The following is a 24398-nucleotide window of genomic DNA, read 5'->3' as shown; positions in this document are numbered from 1 at the left end:
AACAAAATCGACTTGCAAGCGTTTTCACTCTTTGCCAGATAGGGACCCAGTAGTCAAGGACATAAAAAAGGCGTTAAATGCGCGCGCCCATTCCGGAAATCTGAATGGGGGACAGGGCCCCTCCTCTGCGGGCCAGCTTCATTTCCGAGAATTCCTCATGCGTAGAAAGGCGATGGCGTGGTCGATCCAGCTGGCGTTGATGGGTGTGGCTGCTTCCGCGGCCGCCCAGGCTCCGGCTTCCTCTTCGGTACAACAACTGGACGCGGTGCAGGTCACCGGTTCGCGCATTCCGCGCGCCCAGGTGGAAGGCCCCGCCCCGATCACGGTGATCAACGCCGAACAGATCCGCTCCAGCGGCTTCACCAGCGTGCCGGACGTGCTGCGTGCGATGACCCAGAACGGCGGTGAGACACAGAGCCAGCAGTCTTCCAGCGGCGCCGACTTCTCGCCGGGCGCCCAGCAGGTGGACCTGCGCGGCCTGGGCCCGAACCACACGCTGGTGCTGGTCAATGGCCGCCGTATCGCCGACTTCCCGATGCCGTTCAAGGGCCGCAGCAACTTCACCGATGTCTCCAACATTCCGCTGGGGATGATCGAGCGCATTGAAGTGCTGACCGGCAGCGCCTCGGCCATCTATGGTTCGGACGCGATCGCCGGCGTGGTCAACTTCATCCTGAAGAAGAAGGCCGACGGCACCACCATCGACATGCGCATGGGCACCACCACCGAAGGCGGTGGCGAGTCGTTCGACATGAGCATCGCCAGCGGTTTCAGCCGTGGCAACTTCAACGCGGTGTACAGCGTCGAACTGCAGTCGCAGACCCCGCTGTGGGCCTATGAGCGCGACATCCAGGACTCGACCCAGGACGGCCCCACCGAGGGTTCGCGCATCGCGCGCCGTGCCTACCTGCGCACCGACTACAACGATGACTACCTGGACCCGGGCGCCGCCACCTGCGAAGCGCTGGCCGGGCAGAACCAGGGCAGCACCTACCGCGCCTATCGCCCGAAGTACGGCTACTACTGCGGCAGCGACAGCTCGATCGGCTACGGCACCATCCTCAGCAAGCGCCGCGGTGCCAACGGCTACGCGTCGCTGAGCTACGACTTCGACAATGGCCAGCAGTGGTTCGCCGACGTGCAGCTGGGCTACCACACGATGTCGCTGATGCGCGACGTCACCAAGTGGGGCCGCATGGATGCCAACGGCGATGAGTCGGGCTATTTCAACAACGAAGCCACCGGCGAGATCGAGTTCTGGCAGCGCCAGTTCTCGCCCGAGGAAATGGGTGGCCTGCGCAACGCCATGGTGCGCAGCACGCAGAAGACCTTCAGCGTGACCACCGGCTTCAAGGGCAACCTGACCGGCAACTGGGACTACGAAGCGGCGCTGAGCCATTCGCAGTACCAGTCGCGGATCAGCTGGGCGCAGATCATCGCCGCCAAGGCCAATGACCTGTTCCTCGGCCCGCAGCTGGGCGTGGATGACGACGGTTTCCCGATCTACAACGCCGACCCGTCACGCCTGTACCGGCCGCTGACCCGCGCCGAGTACGATTCGATCGCCGCGCGTACCACCTACACCCCGAAGTCGCGCACGGAGACCGCCGCCTTCACCCTGACCAATTCGGCGCTGTTCGGCCTTCCGGGGGGCGACGCCGGGTTTGCCGCGACCGTGGAAGTGGGCCAGCAGGCCTACTCGCTGAACCCCGATCCGCTGGCGACCGAGTACTACTACTACAGCTGGAAGGATTCGGACGGAAAGGGTTCGCGCAACCGCTGGGCGACCGCTGCGGAGCTGCGCATGCCGCTGCACGAGACGGTCAACCTGAGCGTGGCCGGCCGCTACGACCAGTACCGCTATTCCGGCCACACCATCGGCAAGGCGACCTGGAGCGGTGGCCTGGAATGGCGCCCGATCGACACGCTGCTGGTCCGCGGTTCGTACGGCACCGCGTTCCGTGCGCCGGACCTGCACTACGTGTTCGCCGGCCCGGGCAACGATGAGACCACCGCCGAAGACCTGTACAGCTGCCGCGCGGACGGTGCCACCGACTGCGCCGACTACGAACGCAACCTGATCCGCAGCCGTACCGGCAACCGCCAGCTCGACCCGGAAACCAGCACCTCGTGGAGTGCCGGCTTCGTCTGGTCGCCGGCGATCGGCCTGGATCTGTCGGTGGACTGGTTCGACATCGACATGCGCAACCAGGTGCAGGACATGGACGTGCGCACGATCCTGGCCAACGAAGCGAACTGCCGCCTGGGCAGCGCCGACATCACCTCGCCGACCTGCGTGGATGCGCTCGCCCGCATCACCCGCAGCAACGACGGGCGCCTGTATGGCGTGCGCGTGGAGCCGATCAACGTCGCCCGCGAGTCTACCTCCGGCATCGACGTCGGCCTGCGCTACCGCCTGCAGACGGGCATCGGCGACTTCATCTTCAACGGCACCCACACCTGGGTGAAGAAGCATGATTTCCAGCGCTACCCGGGCGACCGTACCGAAGACCAGTTCGCAGTGAACAGCGGCTTCGACATCCCGCGCACCAAGACCAGCCTGAGCGTGACCTGGGAGAAGGATGCATGGTCGGCAACGGTGTACGGCTCGCGCCTGGGCAAGCTGCCGACCTCGGACAGCTACGACCAGGTGTTCGACTGGGACAGCGGCGACAGCCCGTACGTGAAGGCAACGTATCGCTACAACGCCTCGCTGCAGTACCGCTTCGACGACCACTCGCGCCTGTCGCTGTCGGTGGTCAACGTGTTCAACAAGATGCCGCCGAAGGACCGTACCTACACCGCCTACCCGTACTACGACGTGTCCTGGTTCGACAGCGTCGGCCGCACGATCAACCTGCAGTACACCCACAAGTTCGGTGGCAGCGCGCTGTAAGCGCCGGGCCAGCGCCGATACAGGAGACCCCCGCTTCGGCGGGGGTTCTTTTTTTCCACCGCCTGAACGGTTTCCAGGCAGGAGCTGCCGCCTGGCCGGTCCGCGGCGGCTTTTTAGGAAACGGCTGATTCCGCGCCATCCGCGCCGCTCCCTAGCATGTTGCATGTTCCGCTTCCCCCGTCCTTCGCTGCAGCAGGCCGTGCCACCGACCACCGCGTCGGTGCTGCTGCGCTGCCTGACCGTATGCGTCTTCATCTGCCTGGCCGCCGCAGCCGGCTTCTACCTGCTCACGGCATTCACCGAAGACATCTCGACCCATCGCCGCGAAATGAATGCAGCGGCCTACAGGGCACAGATCTATTTCGACCAGCGCGAAGCCCTGCTGCGCTACCTGGGCGATTCGGTGGTGACGGGCAACCCGGATGCACCTGCGACGGACAGCGAAGGCATGCGCCAGGTGCCGCTGGATGGTGCTGGCGGCCAACCGGGCCAGCGGCTGCTGTTGTCAGCGCGCGCCGAGCACACGCTGCAGGCGCTGCAGACGCACCTGCTGCTGGTCGACGCACGGGGCGCGCATTGGCTGGCCGGTGGCGAGGTCGATGTCGACCTGGCGCGCCTGCCATCGCTGCGTGTGCTGCAGGCGCGCAACGGTGGCGTGGAAGGGGCCGACCCGGTGTACTGGCTGCGCCCGGGTGACAGTGGCGTTGCATTGGCCCAGCCGGTTCAGGCGGGCCCCCATCCGACGCAGTGGCTGGTGCTGCTGCTCGATGGCGCGGCGGCGGCGGGCATGATCGACGGCCAGGGCATCGGCGGCTATGCGCTGCTCGACCGTGGCGGGCAGCCCGCCTTGTCGAGCCAGGCGCCGCGACTGGATGGTGCGGGCTGGAAGACCCTGCGGGAGCGCCAGGACGACAGCTTCGGCACGTTGTGGAGCGGCGGGCTTCCGCGCGGCGTAGCGCTGGTGAAGGGGGTTGGCAATGATGGCTGGCGGCTGGTCTACCACCTGCCGCCGCAGCTGCTGCTGGGCGACCTGGCGGTGCCCCTGCTGATCTGCGTGCTGTTGCTGCTGCTGGCAGGCCTCGCGCTGCGCCTGCTGCGGCATCGCGTGGACCTCCAGCTGATCCAGCCGGCCCTGCAGCAACACCGCCGGCTGCTGGAGAACCTGGATTTCAGTTCGACGGTGATCGACATGGCGCCGGTCGGCATCTGCGTCCTGCGCCGCAGCGACCGCGCGCTGCTGCTCTCCAACCAGCTGCTGCGCGACTGGCTTGGCGAAGAAGGCGAACACAGCGACTGGCAAGCGCCATGGCGCGGACATGCCGGGGAGCGCGGGCGTGGACTGGAATTCACCACCCGCGATGGTCGTCAGCTGCAGGTGCTGCACGCGGCCTGCCGCTACCAGGGCGACGACGTGCTGCTGTGCGTGTTCCATGACATTTCCCGGCACCGCCAGGCGCAGGCCGCGCTGTCGTCGGCACGCCAGGCCGCGGATGCGGCCAACCAGGCCAAGAGTGCGTTCCTGGCCACCATGAGCCATGAAATCCGGACTCCGCTCTACGGCGTGCTGGGCACGCTGGAGCTGCTCGGGCACACCTCGCTGGACGCCCGGCAGTCGCAGTACCTGCGCACGATTGAGAGTTCCTCGTCGGTCCTGCTGCAGTTGATCAGCGATGTGCTGGATGTTTCCAAGATCGAGTCCGGGCAGCTCACCCTGGAGCCGGCGGCGTTCTCGCCGCGCGAGCTGACCGAGAGCGTGCTGCGCAGCTTCGCCGCGTCGGCCACCTGCAAGGGCCTGCAGATCCTGGTCTGTACCGATCCGCGCCTGCCGACGCGGGTGCTCGGTGATGCCGACCGCATCCGCCAGGTGCTGGGCAACCTGCTCAGCAACGCGATCAAGTTCACCGAGCATGGCCGGGTGGTACTGCGCGTGCGCCAGGTGCAGCGCGAAGGCGAATCGAGCGTGCTGGCCTGGCAGGTCACCGATACCGGCGTGGGCATCGCTGCGGAGGAACAGGCGCGGTTGTTCGAACCGTTCCGCCAGGTCCGAGGCGCGGCCAGTGCGCAGGGCACCGGGCTGGGCCTGTCCATCAGCGACCGCCTGGTGCGCCTGATGAGCGGTGAGCTGCAGGTGGTGAGCGAACCCGGCCTGGGCAGCAGCTTCAGCGTGCGCCTGCCCTTGCCGGTGCTGGCCGCTGCCGAGGATGGTCCCGCGCTGCTGCCGGAGCCGCCGATCCTGGTCCGCGGCCGTGATCGCGAACTGGTCGACAGTGCCTGCGGCTGGCTGCGTCGGTGGGGCGCCAACGCGCAGCCCCTGCAGGGCGACCCTGCACTGCTGGACCACGACGGCGCGATCCTGATGGACGGCGAGGCCGGGATGCCGTTGGCCTGGGCAGGCCCCCGCGTGGTGGCATCGATCGACGGCGGTGACCAGCCCACCGTTGCCGCCGATGGCAGCCTGGTGGTGACCCTGCACGGGATGACCGCGATCGGCAATGCACTGGCCAACGTGCAGCAGCAACGTGCGGCGCTGCCGGAAACATCGCGCGCGGCAACGCCGATGCCGCTGGGCCTGCACGTGCTGGCCGTCGAAGACAACCCGATCAACCGGGTGATCCTGGCCGAGCAGCTGCGCACCCTCGGCTGCGACGTGGAGCTGGCACAGGACGGTGTGGAAGCCCTGCAGCGATGCCGCGAGCAGTCTTTCGACCTGGTGGTGACCGACATCAACATGCCGCGCATGGACGGCCACGCGCTGGCCCGCCAGCTGCGCGATGACGGCAACCCGGTGCCGGTGATCGGCGCCACCGCCAATGCCACCGCCGAGGAGCGCGAGCGCTGCCTGGCCAGTGGCATGCAGGGCTACCTGAGCAAACCCATCGACATCGCCCGCCTGCGCAAGGCGCTCAACGCCCTGCGCCAAGGAGACCCCGCATGACCCAGCGTATCCTGATCCTGGAAGACCAGCCCTTCCAACGTGGCTTCCTGGCCAACCTGTTCGGCAGCCGCGCCGGCGTGCAGGTCGATGCCTGCGAGGACGTGGATGCGGCCATCGCGCTGTGTGCGTGCCAGCCCTACGACCTGGTGGTCAGTGACCTGCTGATGCCCGGGCAGGACGGCATCCAGTTCATCCAGGCGCTGGCGGCACAGCCGCGCCCGCCCCGCCTTGCGGTGGTCAGCGCCGCGCCGCGCCGGATGATGACCTCGGCACGGCTGATGGCCGAATCGCTGGGGCTGGATGTGATCGGCCTGCTGCCCAAGCCGGTGGCGGCCGCCGATGTGGACGCCCTGTTCGAGGCCCTGGCGCAGGCCCGTCCGGCCGCCGGCGAGGCCCCCACGCGCGCGGCGGCTGCGCCCGAACCGGATGCATCGCAGCTGCGCCAGGCCATGGCCGATGGCAGCCTGACAGCCTGGTTCCAACCGAAGAAGTCACTGCAGTCAGGACGGGTCGTGGCGGCCGAGGCACTGGTGCGTTGGCGCCACCCGCAGCTGGGCACGCTGGCCGCTGGCAGCTTCCTGCCGGCAATCTGCCGCTATGGGCTGGAGGGCGATCTGCTGCGGATGATGCTCAAGGCCAGCATCAGCGCACAGGCACGCTGGCGCAAACAAGGCTTCCGGGTACCGGTATCGATCAACCTGCCCCCTCACCTGCTGGAGCAGTCGGACCTGCCCGACGAGCTGCTGGCGCTGACCCTGGCCAACGGCGGTACGCCCGGTGAATTGTGCTTCGAACTGATGGAAAACAGCACCACGCGGCACGTCAGCGACTTCTATGCCGGCGCCTGCCGCCTGCGCATGAAGGGCTTCGGCCTGGCCCAGGATGATTTCGGGCAGGGCCTGAGCTCGGTCCACAACCTGGTCAATACCCCCTTTACCGAGGTCAAGATCGACCGCGCCCTGGTCAGCGGATGCGCGCGCGACCCGGCCCTGCACCTGACCCTGTCGACGGTGATCGCGCTGGCCAACCAGCTGGGCCTGACCATCGTGGCAGAGGGCGTGGAAAGCGATGCCGACCTGGCCGCCCTGCGCCAGCTGGGGTGCAGCCAGGTGCAGGGTTTCCTGATCTCGCAGGCGCTGCCGTCGGATGAATTCACCCGCCTGCTGGACGAGGAAGCGCCCCAGGTGGACGAGTCGCCGCGGGCCGCCCTGCGCTGACACGGATTCCACGTCGGCTTCACGAAATCATCAAGTGGCATTGACGATCCTGTCTGTGCAGTGGCGGCGGACTTTGCGCTGCCGCCACCGGTGCCGCTGACCGCCCCCTGCTCCGAGACCTGCCATGCCGGCCGAGGCCGCTCCTGTACGCCGACTCGCTCGCCGCTCGCTGCGCGTCCACGCCCTGCTGATCGGCGTGGTGGTGCTGGCGACCCTGCAGGCCGGACTGCTGCTGTCGGCCGGCTCGCAGCTGGTGAACGAAGAGCGCAGCAAGATCGAATACCACTTCCGCCGCCTGGACGGCACGCTGCGCGAGCAGGAGCGCTTCCTGCGCCAGTGGCGGCTGCATGATATCGGCACGCGGGGGCAGCCGGTGGCCGATGCCAGCGTGGAGCTGCAGCGCGGGCCGTTGTTCGCCAACTTCGCGGTGATCGGGAGCGACGGGGCCAGCCTTTCGCCACCGACCGAACTGGGCGACCGCTTCCTGCGCTTCTACGGCACGTTCTGGTCGGCCTCGCGCTATCCACCGCCACAATGCCTGCTGGTCGATGGCCAAGGCACGCGCGGGCTGCTGGCACCGGTACAGATCGCCGGTACCGATGCGAGCCAGAACAGCCCGCATCACCTGCGCCCGGCGATCACCGGCATCCATCAGGTCATGGGTACGCGGCCGGCGCTGCAGCGCGGTGGCATCGTCTGGGTGGGCGTGCCATGGCGCGACCGGCAGACCTGGCTGCTGGCCATCGCCCACGCCCCGCAGGATGCGCGCCTGTGGGGTGAGGACGACAAGGATTCGCAGGCGGCGTTGGCCTGCCTGCTCGATCCCGGCCGTGTCGATGACTACCGGCAGGTGCTGGGCGTCCCGGTGTTCCAGCGGCTGTCGCTGTTCGATGCCAATGGCCAGCGCCTGCTGGGCGATGCGGCCGATGCCAGCGACGCCGGCACCTCCTGGCAGGCCGGCCTCGATGGCCTGCAGTTCCGCATGCGCAGCGAACGCGGCTGGCTGGCGGTCTACCACGTCGGCTGGCGGCAGGTGTTCCAGCACCCGCAGGGGCCCTTGCTGGGCGCGACCGTGGTCGCCCTGCTGCTGGCACTGGGTGGCACGCTGGTGCTGCGCGCGTACCGGCGTTCGGTCATCGAGCCGCTGCGCAGCAACCACGCGCGCCTGCTGGAAAGCGAAGCCTTCAGTCGCACGATCCTGGACAACGCACCGATCGGGCTGTGCCTGCTGCGCCGTACCGATGGCAATGTGCTGCTGGACAACGCCCTCGCCCGTCGCTGGCTGGGCGAGGACTACCATGCCGGTGGCTGGCATGGCCCGTGGCGGCGCAGCGTACTGGCTGCCGGCGGCACCACGCTGGGCGATGGCCTGGCCTACGCCACGCCCGAAGGCCGCCACCTGCTGGTAACCGCGACACCGGCGCGCTATCGCGGCGAGCCGGCGGTGCTGTGCCTGTTCATTGATCTGAGCAGCCAGCATGAAGCCGAGCAGGTGCTGCAGCAGGCGCGCCGCGCCGCCGACCAGGCCAACCGCGCGAAGAGCCAGTTCCTGGCCACCATGAGCCATGAGATCCGCACGCCGCTGTACGGCGTGCTCGGCACGCTTGAACTGCTGGGGCTGACGCCACTGGATGCGCGGCAGCAGGACTACCTTGCAACGATCCAGCGTTCATCCTCGACCCTGATGCAGCTGATCAGCGACATCCTGGATGTCAGCAAGGCCGAGGCCGGGCAACTGAGCCTGGAGCCCAGCCCGTTCGATCCGGTGCGGCTGACCGAAGACGCGCTCGACTCGTATGCCGCTGCGGCCGCCAACAAGGGGCTGCAGTTCTACGCCTGCATCGATGCCGACGTGCCACCCATGGTGTGTGGAGATGCCGCACGGATCCGCCAGGTGCTCAACAACCTGATCAGCAATGCGCTGAAGTTCACCGACAGCGGGCGCGTGGTGGTCCGCGTTTCGGCACGCTGGCAGGAGCAACGCTGCTGGCTGCAATGGCAGGTGGCCGATACCGGTATCGGCATTGCCAGCGAACACCAGGCGCATCTGTTCGAGCCGTTCTTCCAGGCCAACCCGGGCACCGATGCGATGCGGGGCACCGGCCTCGGCCTGGCCATCTGCGCGCACCTTGTGGCGTTGATGGAGGGGCAGCTGCGCGTGGTCAGCGAGAGCGGCCTGGGCAGCAGTTTCAGCGTCGAACTGCCGCTGCCATCGGCGCCGGCGGATCCGCAACAATCCCCCCCGCCGCAACTGCCCGCCGGCCTGCAGGTACAGGTGCGGGGCAGCGTGCGCGAACTGGTGCAATCGCTGTGCGAGCGCCTGCAGCAGCGCGGTGCACAGGCCAGCGTGTACCGGGAGGACAGCGCAGCAGGCCTGCCATCGTCCGGCGTGCTGCTCGAGCTGGTCCTGGACGACTCGCTGCCCGCATGGGCGGGTGGACCGCGCGTGGTCGCCTGCCGCGAAGGCGGCGTGCGGCCACGGCAGGTCGATGGCGCCTGGCAGGTTGGCCTGCATCGGTTCGACGCGATCGTGCTCGCCCTGGCCGCGGCCAGCGGCCAACCGCTGGCCGCCAGCGCCGAAGGGCGCTTGCCGGCGACGCGCCATTTCGGCCTGCAGGTGCTGGTCGCCGAGGACAACCCGATCAACCAGGCGATCCTGCGCGACCAGCTGGAACAGCTCGGCTGCCGCGCCGTGGTCGCCAGCGATGGCAATGAAGCGCTGGGCTACTGGCAACAAGGGGCGTTCGCGCTGGTGCTGACCGACCTGAACATGCCCGGGCTGGATGGCTACGGCCTGGCCCGCGCCTTGCGGGCACGTGGTGTCAGCGTGCCGATCCACGGCGCCACCGCCAATGCCGACCCGGCCGAACGCCAACGCTGCCAGGAATCCGGCATGCAGGGCGTGCTGGTCAAGCCAATCACGCTGGAAGCCCTGCAGCGCCTGCTGACCCGGATCACCGACGGCGATGCGCCGGCCCCTGCGATGCAGGAGCACCCTGTGTCCACCTCGTCGCACGACAAGGATCCCCCGCTGCAGGTTCCGGCGAAGATGCAGTCGCTGTTCGTACAGACCATGCAGGCCGACCTGGACAGCCTGCGCCAGGCGATCGCCGCTGCCGATCCCGCCCGCGTGGCGCAGGTTCTGCACCGCATCCGCGGCGCACTGGTGATCGTCGGTGCACCTGCGCTGGTGGACAGTGGCCTGCAGATCGAACAGCGCCTTGCCGGCGGCGATGACCTGGCCACCCAGGCGGCCGCTCTTGCCGGGTTCCGCCAACGCCTCGAACAGCTGCTGCATCCGCTGCTCGACACTGCATCCCCCTCCCTTCCTGACGACCCGACCCTGCCATGACCACACGGATCCTCATCGCCGACGACCACCCGATCGTGCTTGCCGGCATCCGCGACGTACTGGCCGGGGAGCTGGACCTGGACATCGTGGGCGAAGCGGCCGATCCGGCTACGCTGATCGAGCTGATGACCCGGACCCGGCCACAGGCGGTGATCACCGACTACAGCATGCCGGGGGGCGACCGCTTCGGGGACGGCATCAAGCTGATCTCGTTCCTGCGCCGCAGCTTCCCGGAGACGCGCCTGCTGGTGCTGACGATGGTGTCCAATCCGTCGTTGGTTGCGGCGATGTATGCCGCCGGCGCGGGCGGCGTGGTGCTCAAGAGCCATGGATTGGGCAGCCTGGTACAGGCCCTGCGCGTAGTGCTGGCCGACCGCGTCTACCGCCCCCCGGGACTGCTGCCGGTAGCCGCGAGCGAACCTGCCGATGCCGATGCGGTCCGTGCGCGCCTGTCGCCGCGCGAGCTGGAGGTGATCCGCCTGTTCACCAGCGGCATGAGCGTGGGCGACATCGCGCGCCAGCTGCAGCGCAGCGCCAAGACGGTCAGCACGCAGAAGATCAGTGCGATGCGCAAGCTCGGCGTGGACAGCGACCAGGCGCTGATCGAGTACTGCCTGCAGGCCTCGCTGTTCGGCTGAGGCCCACTCCCGGCTGAATCCTGCTGGCCCTGCAACGGGGCCTGCAATGGCTTTAGGAAACGCCTGATTCCATCGGACAAGGACGATTTCTAGGCTGGAGACATCCCGCCAAGGTGCACCTGCCGGCTGTTGCCGCATCGCCATGGGGGACGGAAGTCCGATGGCGCCTGCAGGCGCCGTCGCGTGGGACTTCCGCAGCGACGCGGCCCTGCCGCGTCAGTCCGTGCAGCCTCGCTGCGCCCTGCCACAGGAAGTCCATCAGCATGAACGCCTCCCCCACACGGCACCGCCGTGCGTACGGGCGCGCGCGCGCCACGCGTGTGCCCCTCATTCCCAGCCTGCTGGCCACTGCCCTGTGGGCAGCCCTGCCGGCGCATGCCGCAGACCTCACCGGCCCGCTGCTGGTCAACGACGGTGACAGCCTGCAGCTGGGTGCCGACGATGTCCTCAACCACAGCGCGGGCAGCTTCGCACTTACGGTCACCGGTACCGGCAGCAATGCGCTGATCGACGGCAGCCGCATCCACGTGACCGGCAATGGCAGCGGCGTGTCAGCCGCCAATGGTGGCCAGGTGCAGCTGCGCGGCGCAACGCTGTCGATCGCACCGGCGACCGGCACGGGCTTCTATGCGCTGTATGCCAATGGTGCCGGCAGCGTGATCGACACACGCGATGTCGACATCGATACCACCCGCAACGGCAGCGGCTATGCCAGCGTGCAGGCATCCAACGGTGGCGTGATCCGCTACACCGGAGGCCGCATTGCGATGACCGGCGGCGTCGGCACCCTGGCCGGCGCCTCCGGCAAGGGCAGTGAGGTGCATCTGGATACCCTGCAGATGAGCGCCGACAGTGGCGCACGCCTGCGCGCCGAAAGCGCCGGCCTGCTGACGATCCGCAACAGCCGGATCACCCTGGCGCCCGGTGGCATCCTCGCCGGCGTCGCCGTCGATGGCGCGGGCAGCCGCGCCGAGTTGTACGACACCTACCTGGACGGCGGCTGGTTCGACATCGGCAGCGGCGGCAGCGTGCTGCTCGAGAACGTGGAAGCGCACTCCGTAGGTGGCAGCATGCGCCTGCTCGGCAGCAGCATCAGCAAGACCTATTCCAGCGCGGTGATCAACGGCGGCAGCTTCTATACCGTTGGCGGCTATGGCGTGAACATCAACAACTGGGGCCAGCTGACCGCCCGCGATGCAGCGTTCGACGTGCGCGACGGCTTTTCCGGATTCTGGCTGGCCAGCGACGAGTCGCGCCTGCAGCTGACCGACAGCACCATTGATACCTGGACGGACACCTACGGCTACGGCGTGGAGATCGCCGGCGGCGTCGCCACCGTGCAGGGTGGCCGGATCACCACACACGGTGATGCGACCTACGGCGTGCGCGTGACCGGCTCCACCGGCAGCACCGCCAGCCGCATCGAAGCCAACGGCAGCGTGATCGACGTGCGCGGCAACGGCGGTGGCGGCGTGTTCATCGGCGGCTCCACCGCCACCGCGCTGCTCGACAACGTTGCGATCCGCAGCGACGGCGAGAATGTGTTCGGCATCGTGCACATGAACACCGCGCGGCTGACCCAGGCCGACCGCCTGGACATCCGCATGACCGGCAGCAACAGCGGCGGCTACCGCTCCTACCTGACCGCGTTCGGCCCGTACTGGAACCGTGCCACCCTCAACGACAGCCACATCGAGACCGCCAGTGGCGCCGCGTTCTGGCTGCAGGGCAGCAACCACGCATTGACCGTCAATGGCAGCGACGTGACCGCAGGCGACGGCAGTGGCCGCTTGCTGCGGGTCAGCGACACCGTGTTCACCGACGGCAGCAGCGTGGCGACCAGCCGCATCGACTTCAGTGCCGACGCCAGCACGCTGCGTGGTGACGTAGTGGTCGACAGCGCAACGGCCGACGTGCACATGCTGCTGGGCAACGGCACCACGTTCAGCGGTGCCCTGCGCAACGACTCCGGCTACCAGGTCGCACAGCTGGCGCTGGATGGCAGCAGCCAGTGGAACGTACGCGCCAGTTCCAGCGTCGGTACGCTCGAACACGCCGGCACCATCGCCTTCGATGCGCCGGCGGCGGACGGCTTCAAGACGGTCACTGTCAGCGGCGACTACGTGGGCAATGGTGGCCAGTGGATCTTCAACCGGGCGCTGGGCGACGACACTTCGCTGGGCGACCAGCTGGTGATCAACGGCAACAGCAGCGGCACCGCCAGCGTGAGCGTGCGCAATGCCGGCGGCGCCGGTGCACTGACCCAGGAAGGCATCCGCCTGATCACCGTGGCCGGCCAGTCGGATGCACAGTTCAGCCTGCAGGGCCGCGCGGTCGCCGGGGCCTACGACTACTTCCTGTTCAAGGGCGGTGTGTCGACCCCGGATGATGGCAACTGGTACCTGCGCTCGGAATACGTGCCGCCGGTCGATCCGCCGGAACCGCCGGATCCCCCGATCGACCCGCCGCAGCCGCCGGAACCGCCGGTCGACCCGCCGTCGCCGCCGGGACCGCCGATCGATCCGCCGTTGCCGCCGGAGCCGCCGATCGATCCGCCGCGGCCGCAGGTGGAACGCCCGGAACCAGCGGCCTACCTGGCCAACCGCAGCGCTGCGCTGGGCATGTTCCGGCACAGCCTGCACGACCGCGCCGGTGATCCCGCCGCCCAGGCCGGCACCAGAAGTGACGCCGTGGCCTGGATCCACCTTCGCAGCGCGCAGCCCGACAGCCATGACCGCAACCGCCAGGTGCACGTCGATGGCCAGATCAGCAGCGTACTGGTCGGCGCCGGACGCCGCTTCGAGGTGGGTGGCACGGGTGAACTGCAGGCCGGTGCGATGCTCGGCCATGGCCGCGCGCGCAATGACAGTCGCTCGCAGGTGACCGGCTACACCGCGCGTGGCGTGGTCACCGGCACCAGCGTGGGTGCCTATGCCACCTGGCTGCAGGATGCGCGCATGGAAGGCGGCGCCTATGTGGATGGTTGGCTGCAGTACGGCCGCTTCCGCAACAGCGTGCAGGGCGAAGGCCTGCAGAAGGAGCGCTATGACGCCCGCAACTGTAGTGCGTCGGCCGAGGCCGGCTATGTGCTGCCCCTGCGGCGCACCGCGCAGCGCGGCATCTACCTGGAACCGCAGCTGCAGGTGGTGCACAGCCGTTATGACAGCGACCGCGTGGTCGAGGCCAACGGCACGTTGGTCGAAGACCGCGGTGGCGCCGAGACCAGCACCCGCCTCGGCCTGCGCCTGTACAGCCGTGGATTGAGCGCGGCGCAGGGCCAGGTGCACCCGTACGTGGCGGTGAACTGGTGGTCCGGCGGCAATGGCGCGGGCCTGGCAATGGACGGCGAGCGGCTGCAGCGACAGCTGCCGCGCGACATCTACGAAGCCAAGGCCGGCGTGCAGGTGGATCTGTCCGGCGGCTGGCGCGGCTGGGGTGAACTGAGCCGGCAGAGCGGTGGCATGGGCTTCCGCGACGTCGGCGCCCAGCTGGGCGTGTCGTACAACTGGTGATGCGGGACGTGCCCGGCAAGGGAGTGCCGGGCACTTTTCCACATGCGGCGTGGAAAGCGATGGGGGTTTGGTGTGGACAAGTGCCTGCGAACCTCACGCAGCAAGCGTTTCAGCACGTGGCTGTTTTTTGTCCACGCCCCTTCGCGGTTTTCCACACCCGTCGTGGAGAGTGGTTGGGATTTGATGTGGACAAGTGGGTGGGAGTGTTGCCGCGCAGGCGTTTCGAAGCGTGGTGAAAATTTGTCCACACTGCACGGGCAAGCCGTGTAAGGCCATGTAAAGCCGAGCATGGGCTCGGCTCTACAGAGGCGGGCGCGGTTTTCCACATCCGCCGTGGAAAGCGATGGGAGTTTGCTGTGGACAAGTGACGGCGAACATCACACCGCAAGCGTTTCGCACTGTGGTGTTTTTTTGTCCATTACCGGAAACGCGAACGCCCCGCACAGGGCGGGGCGTCCGGGGTCGATCCAATGCCGCTGGATCAGACGTTGAAGCGGAAGTGCAGGATGTCGCCTTCCTGCACGCGGTATTCCTTGCCTTCCAGGCGCAGGCGACCGGCTTCCTTGGCACCGGCTTCGCCCTTGTACTTGATGAAGTCGTCATACGCGATGGTTTCAGCGCGGATGAAGCCCTTCTCGAAGTCGGTGTGGATGACCGCGGCAGCCTGCGGGGCGGTGGCGCCCTTGCGCACGGTCCACGCACGGACTTCCTTCACGCCGGCGGTGAAGTAGGTCTGCAGGCCGAGCAGGCTGTAGGCCGCGTTGATCACGCGGTTCAGGCCCGGCTCGCTCAGGCCCAGGTCGGCCAGGAAGGTATCGCGGTCTTCGTCGTCGAGCTGCGACAGCTCTTCTTCGATCGCGGCCGACACCGGCACCACCTGCGCGCCTTCGGCGGCAGCATGCGCGCGCACGGCTTCCAGGTGCGGGTTGTTCTCGAAACCGTCTTCCAGCACGTTGGCGATGTACATCACCGGCTTCAGGGTCAGCAGGAACAGGTCGCGCACCAGCGCCTTCTCTTCCTCATCCAGGCCCACCGAACGGCCGGACTTGCCGTCCGACAGCGCCGCCTGCAGCTTAGCCAGCACCGGCTTGCGCGCCGCGGCGTCCTTGTCACCGCCCTTGGCCGCGCGCTCGGCACGGTTCAGCGCCTTCTCGACGCTGTCCAGGTCGGCCAGCGCCAGCTCGGTATCGATGGTCTCGATGTCCGAGATCGGGTCGACCTTGTTGTTGACGTGGATGACGTCGGCGTTCTCGAAGCAACGCACCACGTGGGTGATCGCATCGACTTCGCGGATGTGCGCCAGGAACTTGTTGCCCAGGCCTTCACCGCTGGCGGCACCGGCGACCAGACCGGCGATGTCGACGAACTCGACCGCGGTCGGGATGACCTTCTGCGGGTTGATGATCGCTGCCAGCTCGTTCAGGCGCGGATCCGGCACCGGCACGATGCCGACGTTCGGCTCGATGGTGCAGAACGGGAAGTTCGCCGCGGCGATACCCGCCTTGGTCAGCGCATTGAACAGGGTCGACTTGCCGACGTTGGGCAGGCCGACGATGCCGCATTTGATACCCATGGGTGACAGCTCTCTGGGGTGAAAGTGATTGGTGAAACAGCGCGCGCGCTGCTTGGCCAATCCATCTCGGTGTCGATCATTGTGTGCCAACCAAGGTTGGCACCTACCCGAAGCAGGTTATTTCGGGGTATGAAGCCGCTTCATCGCTTCGCTGAAATCGCCCTGCACTGCCAGCGGCAGCACGTCGATGGCATCGTCGATGGCGCGCGAAATCAGTACGTCGTCATCCTTGGAAGGGCGTCCCAGAACCCAGCCCACCACGCGGTCCTTTTGGCCGGGATGGCCGATGCCCACGCGCAGGCGATGGAACTTGCCGTGGCCGAGCAACCGGATGGTGTCGCGCAGGCCGTTCTGGCCGCCGTGGCCGCCATCGAACTTCAGCCGCGCCACGCCGGGCGCCAGGTCCAGTTCGTCGTGGGCCAGCAGGGTTTCTTCCGGCTCGATCTTCCAGAACCGCTGTGCGGCGGTGACCGACTTGCCGCTGAGGTTCATGAAGGTGGCGGGCTTGAGCAGCCACACCGTCTGCCCGGCGATCTCGACCTTGGCGGTCTCACCGAACAGCTTGCTGTCCACGTTCCATCGCGCACCGGCTTTTTCCGCCAGGGCCTCAACGAAATGAAACCCGGCATTGTGCCGGGTCCGGGCGTGTTCCGATCCGGGGTTGCCCAGACCGACGATCAGTCGCAGTCCTGCCATGGTTCCTTCCAATACGGTGCCTGCCCGAAGGCAGGCACCGTAGCGGTATTACTCGGCGGCAGCCGCTTCTTCGTCAGCCGCGTCGGCCTTGCCGGCCTTGGCGGTGACGATGGCGTCGTCGTGGTCCTTGCCCAGCGCCAGGGCCGGGATTTCCACGCCCTTCGGCAGCTTGATGTTGGACAGGTACACCACGTCACCGGCCTTCAGCTCGCCCAGGTCGACTTCGATCGACTCCGGCAGGTCCTTCGGCAGGCAGGTGATGGTCACTTCCTTCAGTTCGTGGGTGACCACGACGTCGGCAGCCTTGCCGGCCGGCGAGGTGTCTTCGTTGATGAAGTGCAGCGGGACCGAAGCGGTCAGGGCTTCGTTCTCGTTCACGCGCTGGAAGTCCAGGTGCATGATCAGCTGCTTGTACGGATGGCGCTGCATGTCACGCAGCAGGACCTTCTGCACCTGGCCGTCCAGGTTCAGGTCCAGGATCGAGGCATAGAACCACTCGTTCTGCTGGGCCAGCCAGATTTCGTTGTGGTCCAGGCTGATGGCGACCGGCTCGGCGTTGCCGCCGTACACGATGGCCGGGATCACACCAGCGTGACGCAGGCGGCGGCTCGCACCCTTACGCTGCAGTTCACGCTTGGTGACCTTGATTTCATGGGTCTTCGACATTTTCGACTACTCAGGTTGTTGCCGCGCCTTGCGGCGTGGCGGTTGAAGATGCTTCCGCGACCAGAAGCATCCGGGGTATGTCCCCGCCGTTGCCGGCAGGGACGAAAAACTCAGTCGACGTACAGCGAGCTGACCGACTCGCCGAAGGCGATGCGGCGCATCGTTTCGGCCAGCATTTCCGCCACGCTCAGCTGGCGGATCTTGCTGCACACCCGCGCTGCGTCCTTCAGCGGGATGGTGTCGGTCACCACCAGCTCGTCGAGCTGGGAATTGGTGATGTTGTCCACCGCCGGGCCCGACAGCACCGCATGGGTGCAGTAGGCGGCGACCTTGAGCGCACCGCGCGCCTTCAGGGCAGCGGCAGCGGCGCACAGGGTGCCGGCGGTATCGACGATGTCATCGACCATCACGCAGGTCTTGCCTTCGACGTCACCGATGATGTTCATCACGGTGGAGACGTTGGCGCGCGGGCGGCGCTTGTCGATGATCGCCAGATCGGCGTCATCCAGGCGCTTGGCGACCGCACGGGCGCGGACCACGCCGCCCACGTCCGGCGACACAACGATCAGGTTCTCGGTGCCGTAGGCGCGCCAGATGTCGGCCAGCAGCAGCGGGGACGCATACACGTTGTCCACCGGAATATCGAAGAAGCCCTGGATCTGGTCGGCGTGCAGGTCGACGGTCAGCACGCGATCAGCGCCAGCGGTGCTGAACATCTTCGCCGCCAGCTTGGCGGTGATCGGCACGCGCGAGGAACGCATGCGGCGATCCTGGCGCGAGTAGCCGAAGTACGGCACCACGGCGGTCACGCTGGCCACCGATGCGCGCTTGAGCGCGTCGATCAGCACCAGCAGTTCCATCAGGTTTTCCGCGCTCGGCGCGCAGGTCGGCTGGATCACGAACACGTCCTGCTTGCGGACGTTCTCTTCGATTTCCACCTGCACTTCACCATCGGAGAAGTGCGAGACCAGCGCCTTGCCCGGGCGGACCCCCAGTTCCTTGCAGATGTTCTGCGCCAGACGTTTGTTGGCGTTGCCGGAAAAGACCAGCAGGTTCGGGGACTCTTGCATCATGATTGTCTCGGGCGGGGACGAGTGGCGGGGATCCGGGGTCGGCAAGGACCCGATGGACCCTTGCTGCTGACAACACCGCGGTTGTTTCCACGTCCCGCGCAGGTGATGCGCTGGAAGGCGCGGACACAGCCGCTATTGGCAGGGGCGGTAGGATTCGAACCTACGAATGCCAGGATCAAAACCTGGTGCCTTGGGCCTCTTGGCGACGCCCCTGCATTGATAAATCTAGTGTTGCTCGAGTGCATCCAGCAGTGGCGAACGCGCAACGCCCGCTGCCACCCTTGCCCGCAACTCCTTCGGCAATTTCGACCGTCCCTGCTCTGCAGCAGACTGCGACGCGAACTCGACGAAACAACCACTTCCCGAACCGGTCAGCCGCGCCGCGCCGATGTCGCTCAACGCGGCAAGCGCCGCCTCGACGGCAGGCTCACGGCGGCGCAGCACCGGTTCGAACGCGTTCCCGACCAGGGTCCCGGAAGCGAAGTCCTCTATTTTCGCCACTGGGCTGTCGCGCGTCAAATCCGGGTCTGCAAACAGGACCGGCGTAGGAACATGAACGCCCGGTTCAACCACCACATACCAGGCCGGGGCCAGCGTGATCGGCTGCAGGCGCTCGCCCACCCCCTCGGCCCAGGCATTGCGGCCACGCACGAACACCGGCACGTCGGCGCCCAGGCGCAGGCCCAGCGCCGCCAGCGCGCCTTCGTCCAGGCCCGCCTGCCAGAGCCGGTTCAGCACTACCAGCACGGTGGCCGCATCGGACGAACCACCACCGAAGCCACCACCGGCAGATACATGCTTTTCAACGATGATGTCCGCACCTTGCGCGACATTCGCTACTTCTTTAAGCAGGCGCGCGGCGCGCACCGCCAGGTCATCGGCCTCGGCCACGCCGGCCAGGCCCTCGCCCTGCCGACGCACCTGGCCGTCTTCACGCAGTCGCAGGCCGATGCGGTCCCCCCAGTCCAGCAGGCGGAACACGGTCTGCAGCTCGTGGTAGCCGTCGGCCCGGCGGCCGGTGATGTGCAGGAACAGGTTCAGCTTGGCCGGGGCCGGCCACCAGGACCAGCCCGCGTCGTCGCGCCCGGCACTCATGGCGTGCCCTGCCCCCACTGGTCCACCAGCAGGCGCACCTTGGCGTCGCCATTGCTGGCTTCGATCCGGCGCGGCAACGCCGGGCGCCCGGCCTCGGCCGGATACCAGTCCAGGTACTGCACCTGCCAGCCTATCTGCTGCATGCGGCGCGGCCGGCCTTCACCGTCGCGCTCGACCTTCTCCGGACCGGCAGCATCGCCGGCCACCAGGCCACGGATCCACTCCGGCAGCTGGTTGACCGGAATGTCCCAGCCGGTCGCCTCGAGCAGCAGCTGCTGGGCATCCTCACCGTCACGGGTGCCACCGGCCAGCCCTTCCAGGCGACCGGCTTCGGAATGGGTATCGCCAGTCAGCTTCCAGCTCTGCCGGGTCACCGGCGCGCTCAGCTCGACCACATAACGGCGCCCGTCCTGCTTCCAGTCGATGCGACCGCTGCCACCGTCCTTGCCTTTGCTGACCGCGACCCGACCCTGGAAGGCCCAGTCCGGCTGTGCCTGCAGCGCGGCCACGCGCGCTGCCTCGGCCTGCGCCGCTTCGGCCGAAACAATCTCGACCACCGCTGGCGCCGGGGTTTTCTGCGTGCCGACGCTGGTACAGGCGCTCACCGCCAGGGTCGCGGCCGCCAACAGCAGCGGCCGGATCAGGGAACCACTCATGGATTGAATTTCTCGCGGGCGCGCAGCAGCGCGCGGTTTTCAGGGTCGAGCTTGGCCGCTTCGTCGAAGAAGTGGCGGGCCTCATCATGCTTGCCCAGCACCCACAGCACTTCGCCGACGTGGGCGGCGATCTCCGGGTCCTTGGCCAGGGTCCAGGCCCGGCGCAGCTGCACCAGCGCTTCTTCCTTGCGACCCAGGCGATACAGCACCCAGCCATAGCTGTCGACGATGGCGGCGTTGTCCGGCTCGGCCACGCGGGCGCGGTCGATCAGCTCCAGCGCCTCCTGCAGGCGGCCGGTACGGTCAGCCAGGGTGTAGCCCAGCGCGTTCAGTGCCGGCACGTTTTCCGGGTCGGTCACCAGGATCTTGCGCAGGTCGGCCTCGGCGCGCGGGATGTCGTCGCGGCGCTCCCAGGTAAGCGCACGGGCGTACAGCAGGCCGTTGTCGTCCGGGTAGGCGGCCAGGCCGCGGGCCAGCGCATCCAGTTCACCGGCACTGTCGTCACCGCGTTGGCGCAGCTCGGCCTCCAGCAGGTAGGCGTCGCGGCGTACATCGTCATCGACCACCGCATCGGACTGGATCGCGTGCACTTCCTCCAGCGCCAGCGGCAGGCGCCCGGCCAGGGCCTGGGCATTGGCGGCGCGCAGGCGCGCTTCGCTCAGTTCATCGCCACCGGGCACGCTGTGGTACCACTGCACCGCCTCGGGGTAACGCTTCAGGTATTCGGCGATCTTGCCCAGCAACAGGCGCTGCGCCGGATCCGGCTTGGCCGCCTGCCGCGACAGCTCGTTGTAGAGATTGGACAGCGCTGCCTTGTCGCCCTGCTTGGCCAGCAGCGAGGCGCGCATGCCCCAGGTCTGTACGTCCTGCGGGCCGAACGCCAGTACGCGCTCGGCCGCAGCCGGCTGTCCCAGGCTGTCGTAGGCGATGGCCACCGCATTGCGCAGCTCGGGGTCCTGACGGGTCTTCGGCTCGACGTCGTGCAGCAGCGACAATGCCTTGTCGGTCTCGCCCGCCTGTTGCAGCTGGCTGGCACGCAGCAGCGCCACACGCGGCTCTTCCGGGAAGCGCTTGACCACTTCATCGATCATGCGCCGCGCCAGCTCGGGCTTGTCCATGCGCAGGGCCAGGCGACCGAATTCCTGCCAGGCCTCGATCTTGGGTGGAATGGCATTGGCATCGACCAGCTCGCCCAGCACCTGCGCCGGTACCGCCGGGTCGCGGCCACCGCCGATCAGTGCGGCCAGGGCGAACTTCCAGCCACGCTCGTCGGGGTCGGCCAGCAGCGCCTGCAGCTCGGTGCGGGCGGCCTTCACATCGCCCTGGCGCATGGCCAGCGCACCGGCGGCGCTGCGCATGGTCAGCGAGCGTGGGGCGCGTTGCTGCCACAGCGCCAGGCCCTTGGCGGCGCTGGCATCATCGTTGGCGAGCATGGAAATGCGGGTCGCGCGCTCGGCCAGGCCGGCGTCGCCGTCGGTCTGCTGGGCCGCCTGCAGGTACCAGCGCGCGGCCTCGGCCAATTTGCCGGCCTGCAGGGCGAACTCACCGGCCATCACCGGTTCCAGCGCCAGTTCCTCAGTGGCCGCGGCCCGCACGGGGGCCTTGGCCGGCACCGCCGCCAGGGCCTGGGCGCAGGCCAGGGACAGCAGCAGAACACTGGGGATGCGAATCAATGCGGGCATCGTCGGCATCGGGGCCTTAAAATGTCGTCCAATGGCCAGCAGCTTATCGCAAGCAACTGAACAATGACCCTGTGGGTGCTCGGACTGAATCACCAGACCGCACCGGTGGAGCTGCGCGAGCGCGCGGCCTTCGCCGGTGAGGCGTTGCCGCGTGCGCTGGGCTCGCTGCGCGATACCCCGCAGATCGCCGAGGCAGTGCTGCTGTCCACCTGCAACCGCACCGAGCTGTACGCCGTGGCCGAGTCGGCACAGGCGCTGGACCAGTGGCTGCACAGCCAGGCCGGCGACCTGCAGGGCTACCTGTACCAGCATGCCGATGCCGAGGCCGTGCGCCACCTGTTCCGGGTCGCCACCGGGCTGGACTCGATGGTGCTGGGCGAACCGCAGATCCTCGGCCAGGTGAAGGATGCCTGGTCGACCGCGCGTGACCATGGCCTGCTCGGCCAGCGCCTGGACCGCTTGTTCCAGCAGACCTTCTCGGTGGCCAAGCGTGCGCGCACCGATACCCAGGTCGGCGCCAACCCGGTGTCGGTGGCCTCGGCGGCGGTGCGCCTGGCGCAGAACGCGTTCGCGCGACTGGACGACTCCACCGTGCTGCTGGTCGGTGCCGGCGAGACCATCGAACTGGCTGCACGTCACCTGAGTGAAGGCAAGGTGCGGCGACTGCTGATCGCCAACCGCACCCTCGCCCACGCGCAGGAGCTGGCCAGCCGTCATGGCGGCGTGGCCCTGCCACTGACCGAACTGGACCGCCACCTGGGCGAGGCCGACGTGGTGTTCTCGGCCACCGCTGCGCGCGAGCCAGTGATCCACCGCGAGATGGTGGCCAAGGCCCTGCGTGCGCGCCGGCACAAGCCGATGCTGCTGTTCGACCTGGCCGTGCCGCGCGACATCGAGGCCGAGGTCGGCACGCTCAACGACGCCTTCCTCTACACCGTCGATGACCTGGAACGCGCGGTGGAAGACAACCGCCGTGGCCGCCGCGAGGCCGCCGCCGAGGCCGAGGCGATCATCGACCTGCAGGTGTCGCGCTTCGTCGAGACCCAGCAGGCCAGCGCCCACCAGGCACCGCTGCGGCAGCTGCGTGCGTTCGGCGAAGCCACCCGCGCCGAACTGCTGGAGCGCGCGCGCCAGCAGCTGGCCAACGGCAAGCCGGCCGACGAAGTGCTGGAACTGCTGGCCCACGGCCTGACCAATCGACTGCTGCATCCGCCGACCGCCGCACTGCGCGCCGCCGCGCTGAGTGGCGATGCTGACCTGACCCGCGCCGCCGAGCGCCTGTTCCCGGCCACGCCGGGTTACCGCCACCCACCCGTGAGACCCGATGACGCCGACCCTGCGCCGTAAGCTGGAAGCGCTGGCCGAGCGCCGCGAAGAACTGGAACGCCTGCTCGCCGAACCCGATGTGGTCGCCGACAACACCCGTTTCCGCGACCTTTCGCGCGAATTCGCCCAACTTGAACCGGTCGCCACTGCACTGGCCGATGAAGCCCGTGCCAAGGCCGACCTGGCCGCCGCCGAAGGCATGCGCGCCGACCCCGACCTGCGCGAACTGGCCGACGAGGAAATCGCCGCTGCGCAGGCGCGCCTGCAGGAACTGGAAGAAGAACTGGCCCTGCTGCTGGTACCGCGCGATCCGCGCGACGAAGGCAACCTGTTCCTGGAGGTGCGCGCCGGTACCGGCGGCGACGAAGCCGCGATCTTCGCCGGCGACCTGTTCCGCATGTACGCCCGCTATGCCGAGCGCCAGGGCTGGAAGGTCGAGATCGAATCGGACAATCCCGGCGAGCATGGCGGCTACAAGGAAGTGGTGGCGCGCGTGGTCGGCCGGGGGGCGTTCTCGCGCCTGAAGTTCGAATCGGGCACGCACCGCGTGCAGCGTGTGCCGGCGACGGAATCGCAGGGCCGCATCCACACCTCGGCGGCCACCGTGGCGATCATTCCCGAGGCCGACGAAGTCGACGACATCGTCATCAACCCGGCCGACCTGAAGGTGGATACGTTCCGCTCGTCCGGTGCCGGCGGCCAGCACGTCAACAAGACCGAGTCGGCGATCCGCATCACCCACGTGCCGACCGGCGTGGTGGTGGAGTGCCAGACCGAGCGCAGCCAGCACGCCAACCGTGACAAGGCGATGAAGCGGCTGAAAGCGCAGCTGCTCGATGCCGAGCGCCAGCGACAGGACGCGGCGCAGGCCGAATCGCGGCGCCTGCAGGTCGGCAGCGGCGACCGCAGCCAGCGCATCCGCACCTACAACTTCCCGCAGGGCCGGATCACCGACCACCGCGTGGAAGGCCTGACCCTGTACAACCTGCCCAACATCCTGGCCGGCGACCTCGACCCGCTGCTGCAGCGGCTCAGCCACGAGCACCAGGTCGACGCCCTGGCCCAGCTGTCGGCGGGCTGA

At 68.0% G+C, this 24398-nt stretch carries 15 protein-coding genes and 1 tRNA gene; 8 read left to right on the top strand and 8 right to left on the bottom strand.

The genetic code is table 11. From position 1 onward, the window contains the following. Window positions 1-157 precede the first annotated feature (157 nt). The 6 genes from ACUZUJ_RS03900 (at window position 158) to ACUZUJ_RS03875 (ending at window position 14550) form a co-directional block, all read left to right on the top strand. Window positions 158-2896, top strand: coding sequence for a TonB-dependent receptor plug domain-containing protein (locus tag ACUZUJ_RS03900; RefSeq protein ID WP_458220736.1), 2739 nt, complete (start codon window positions 158-160; stop codon window positions 2894-2896). A 163-nt stretch (window positions 2897-3059) separates the two neighbouring features. Further along, a complete protein-coding gene (locus tag ACUZUJ_RS03895) occupies window positions 3060-5831 on the top strand; it encodes a response regulator (protein ID WP_458220735.1) in 2772 nt (923 codons plus the stop codon). After that, window positions 5828-7048, top strand: a complete 1221-nt coding sequence (locus tag ACUZUJ_RS03890) for an EAL domain-containing response regulator (RefSeq protein WP_101764971.1) — start codon at window positions 5828-5830, stop codon at window positions 7046-7048. The genes ACUZUJ_RS03895 and ACUZUJ_RS03890 overlap by 4 nt, the downstream gene beginning before the upstream one ends. A 124-nt stretch (window positions 7049-7172) precedes the next feature. Then, window positions 7173-10400: a hybrid sensor histidine kinase/response regulator gene (locus ACUZUJ_RS03885; protein ID WP_101764970.1), complete on the top strand. Its 3228-nt coding sequence runs from the start codon at window positions 7173-7175 to the stop codon at window positions 10398-10400. Then, the gene (locus tag ACUZUJ_RS03880) at window positions 10397-11038 is read left to right on the top strand and encodes a response regulator (RefSeq protein WP_014036089.1); all 642 of its coding nucleotides are present in this window, start codon (window positions 10397-10399) and stop codon (window positions 11036-11038) included. Before ACUZUJ_RS03885 ends, ACUZUJ_RS03880 begins: the two co-directional genes overlap by 4 nt. Window positions 11039-11301: 263 nt before the next feature. Beyond that, complete coding sequence (locus ACUZUJ_RS03875; RefSeq protein ID WP_458220734.1) at window positions 11302-14550, top strand: autotransporter family protein; 3249 nt, start codon at window positions 11302-11304, stop codon at window positions 14548-14550. A gap of 481 nt (window positions 14551-15031) precedes the next feature. Here the strand turns inward: ACUZUJ_RS03875 and ychF are convergent, their stop codons facing one another. From ychF to ACUZUJ_RS03835, 8 genes are all read right to left on the bottom strand, one after another. After that, window positions 15032-16123 carry a redox-regulated ATPase YchF gene (gene ychF, locus ACUZUJ_RS03870; protein ID WP_014036087.1) on the bottom strand — a complete coding sequence of 364 codons (1092 nt, stop codon included), beginning with the start codon at window positions 16121-16123 and terminating at the stop codon, window positions 15032-15034. A 117-nt stretch (window positions 16124-16240) separates the two neighbouring features. After that, complete coding sequence (gene pth / locus ACUZUJ_RS03865; RefSeq protein WP_101764968.1) at window positions 16241-16819, bottom strand: aminoacyl-tRNA hydrolase; 579 nt, start codon at window positions 16817-16819, stop codon at window positions 16241-16243. Between the two features lie 48 nt (window positions 16820-16867). Next, window positions 16868-17485, bottom strand: coding sequence for a 50S ribosomal protein L25/general stress protein Ctc (locus tag ACUZUJ_RS03860; RefSeq protein ID WP_014036085.1), 618 nt, complete (start codon window positions 17483-17485; stop codon window positions 16868-16870). Window positions 17486-17595: 110 nt separating this feature from the next. After that, complete coding sequence (locus ACUZUJ_RS03855; RefSeq protein ID WP_005415400.1) at window positions 17596-18555, bottom strand: ribose-phosphate diphosphokinase; 960 nt, start codon at window positions 18553-18555, stop codon at window positions 17596-17598. Between the two features lie 139 nt (window positions 18556-18694). Further along, window positions 18695-18771 (bottom strand) — tRNA-Gln (locus tag ACUZUJ_RS03850). Window positions 18772-18783: 12 nt separating this feature from the next. Then, window positions 18784-19653: a 4-(cytidine 5'-diphospho)-2-C-methyl-D-erythritol kinase gene (ispE, locus tag ACUZUJ_RS03845; RefSeq protein ID WP_101764967.1), complete on the bottom strand. Its 870-nt coding sequence runs from the start codon at window positions 19651-19653 to the stop codon at window positions 18784-18786. Next, the gene (gene lolB / locus ACUZUJ_RS03840; RefSeq protein ID WP_101764966.1) at window positions 19650-20309 is read right to left on the bottom strand and encodes a lipoprotein insertase outer membrane protein LolB; all 660 of its coding nucleotides are present in this window, start codon (window positions 20307-20309) and stop codon (window positions 19650-19652) included. The genes ispE and lolB overlap by 4 nt, the downstream gene beginning before the upstream one ends. Then, on the bottom strand, window positions 20306-21991 hold the full coding sequence (locus tag ACUZUJ_RS03835) for a tetratricopeptide repeat protein (protein WP_182474427.1): 1686 nt from the start codon (window positions 21989-21991) through the stop codon (window positions 20306-20308). Before ACUZUJ_RS03835 ends, lolB begins: the two co-directional genes overlap by 4 nt. A gap of 63 nt (window positions 21992-22054) precedes the next feature. Here ACUZUJ_RS03835 and hemA point away from each other — a divergent pair, with 63 nt between their 5' ends. Together hemA and prfA are read left to right on the top strand one after the other, a co-directional pair. Then, complete coding sequence (hemA, locus tag ACUZUJ_RS03830; RefSeq protein ID WP_032130429.1) at window positions 22055-23338, top strand: glutamyl-tRNA reductase; 1284 nt, start codon at window positions 22055-22057, stop codon at window positions 23336-23338. Next, window positions 23316-24398 (top strand): peptide chain release factor 1, encoded by a 1083-nt coding sequence (prfA, locus tag ACUZUJ_RS03825; protein ID WP_510468067.1) that lies wholly within the window; start codon window positions 23316-23318, stop codon window positions 24396-24398. Before hemA ends, prfA begins: the two co-directional genes overlap by 23 nt.

It is taken from the genome of Stenotrophomonas sp. S4, assembly GCF_054187805.2.
The sequence above is the reverse complement of the archived record's forward strand: the minus strand, read 5'-3'. Positions and strand labels throughout refer to the sequence as shown.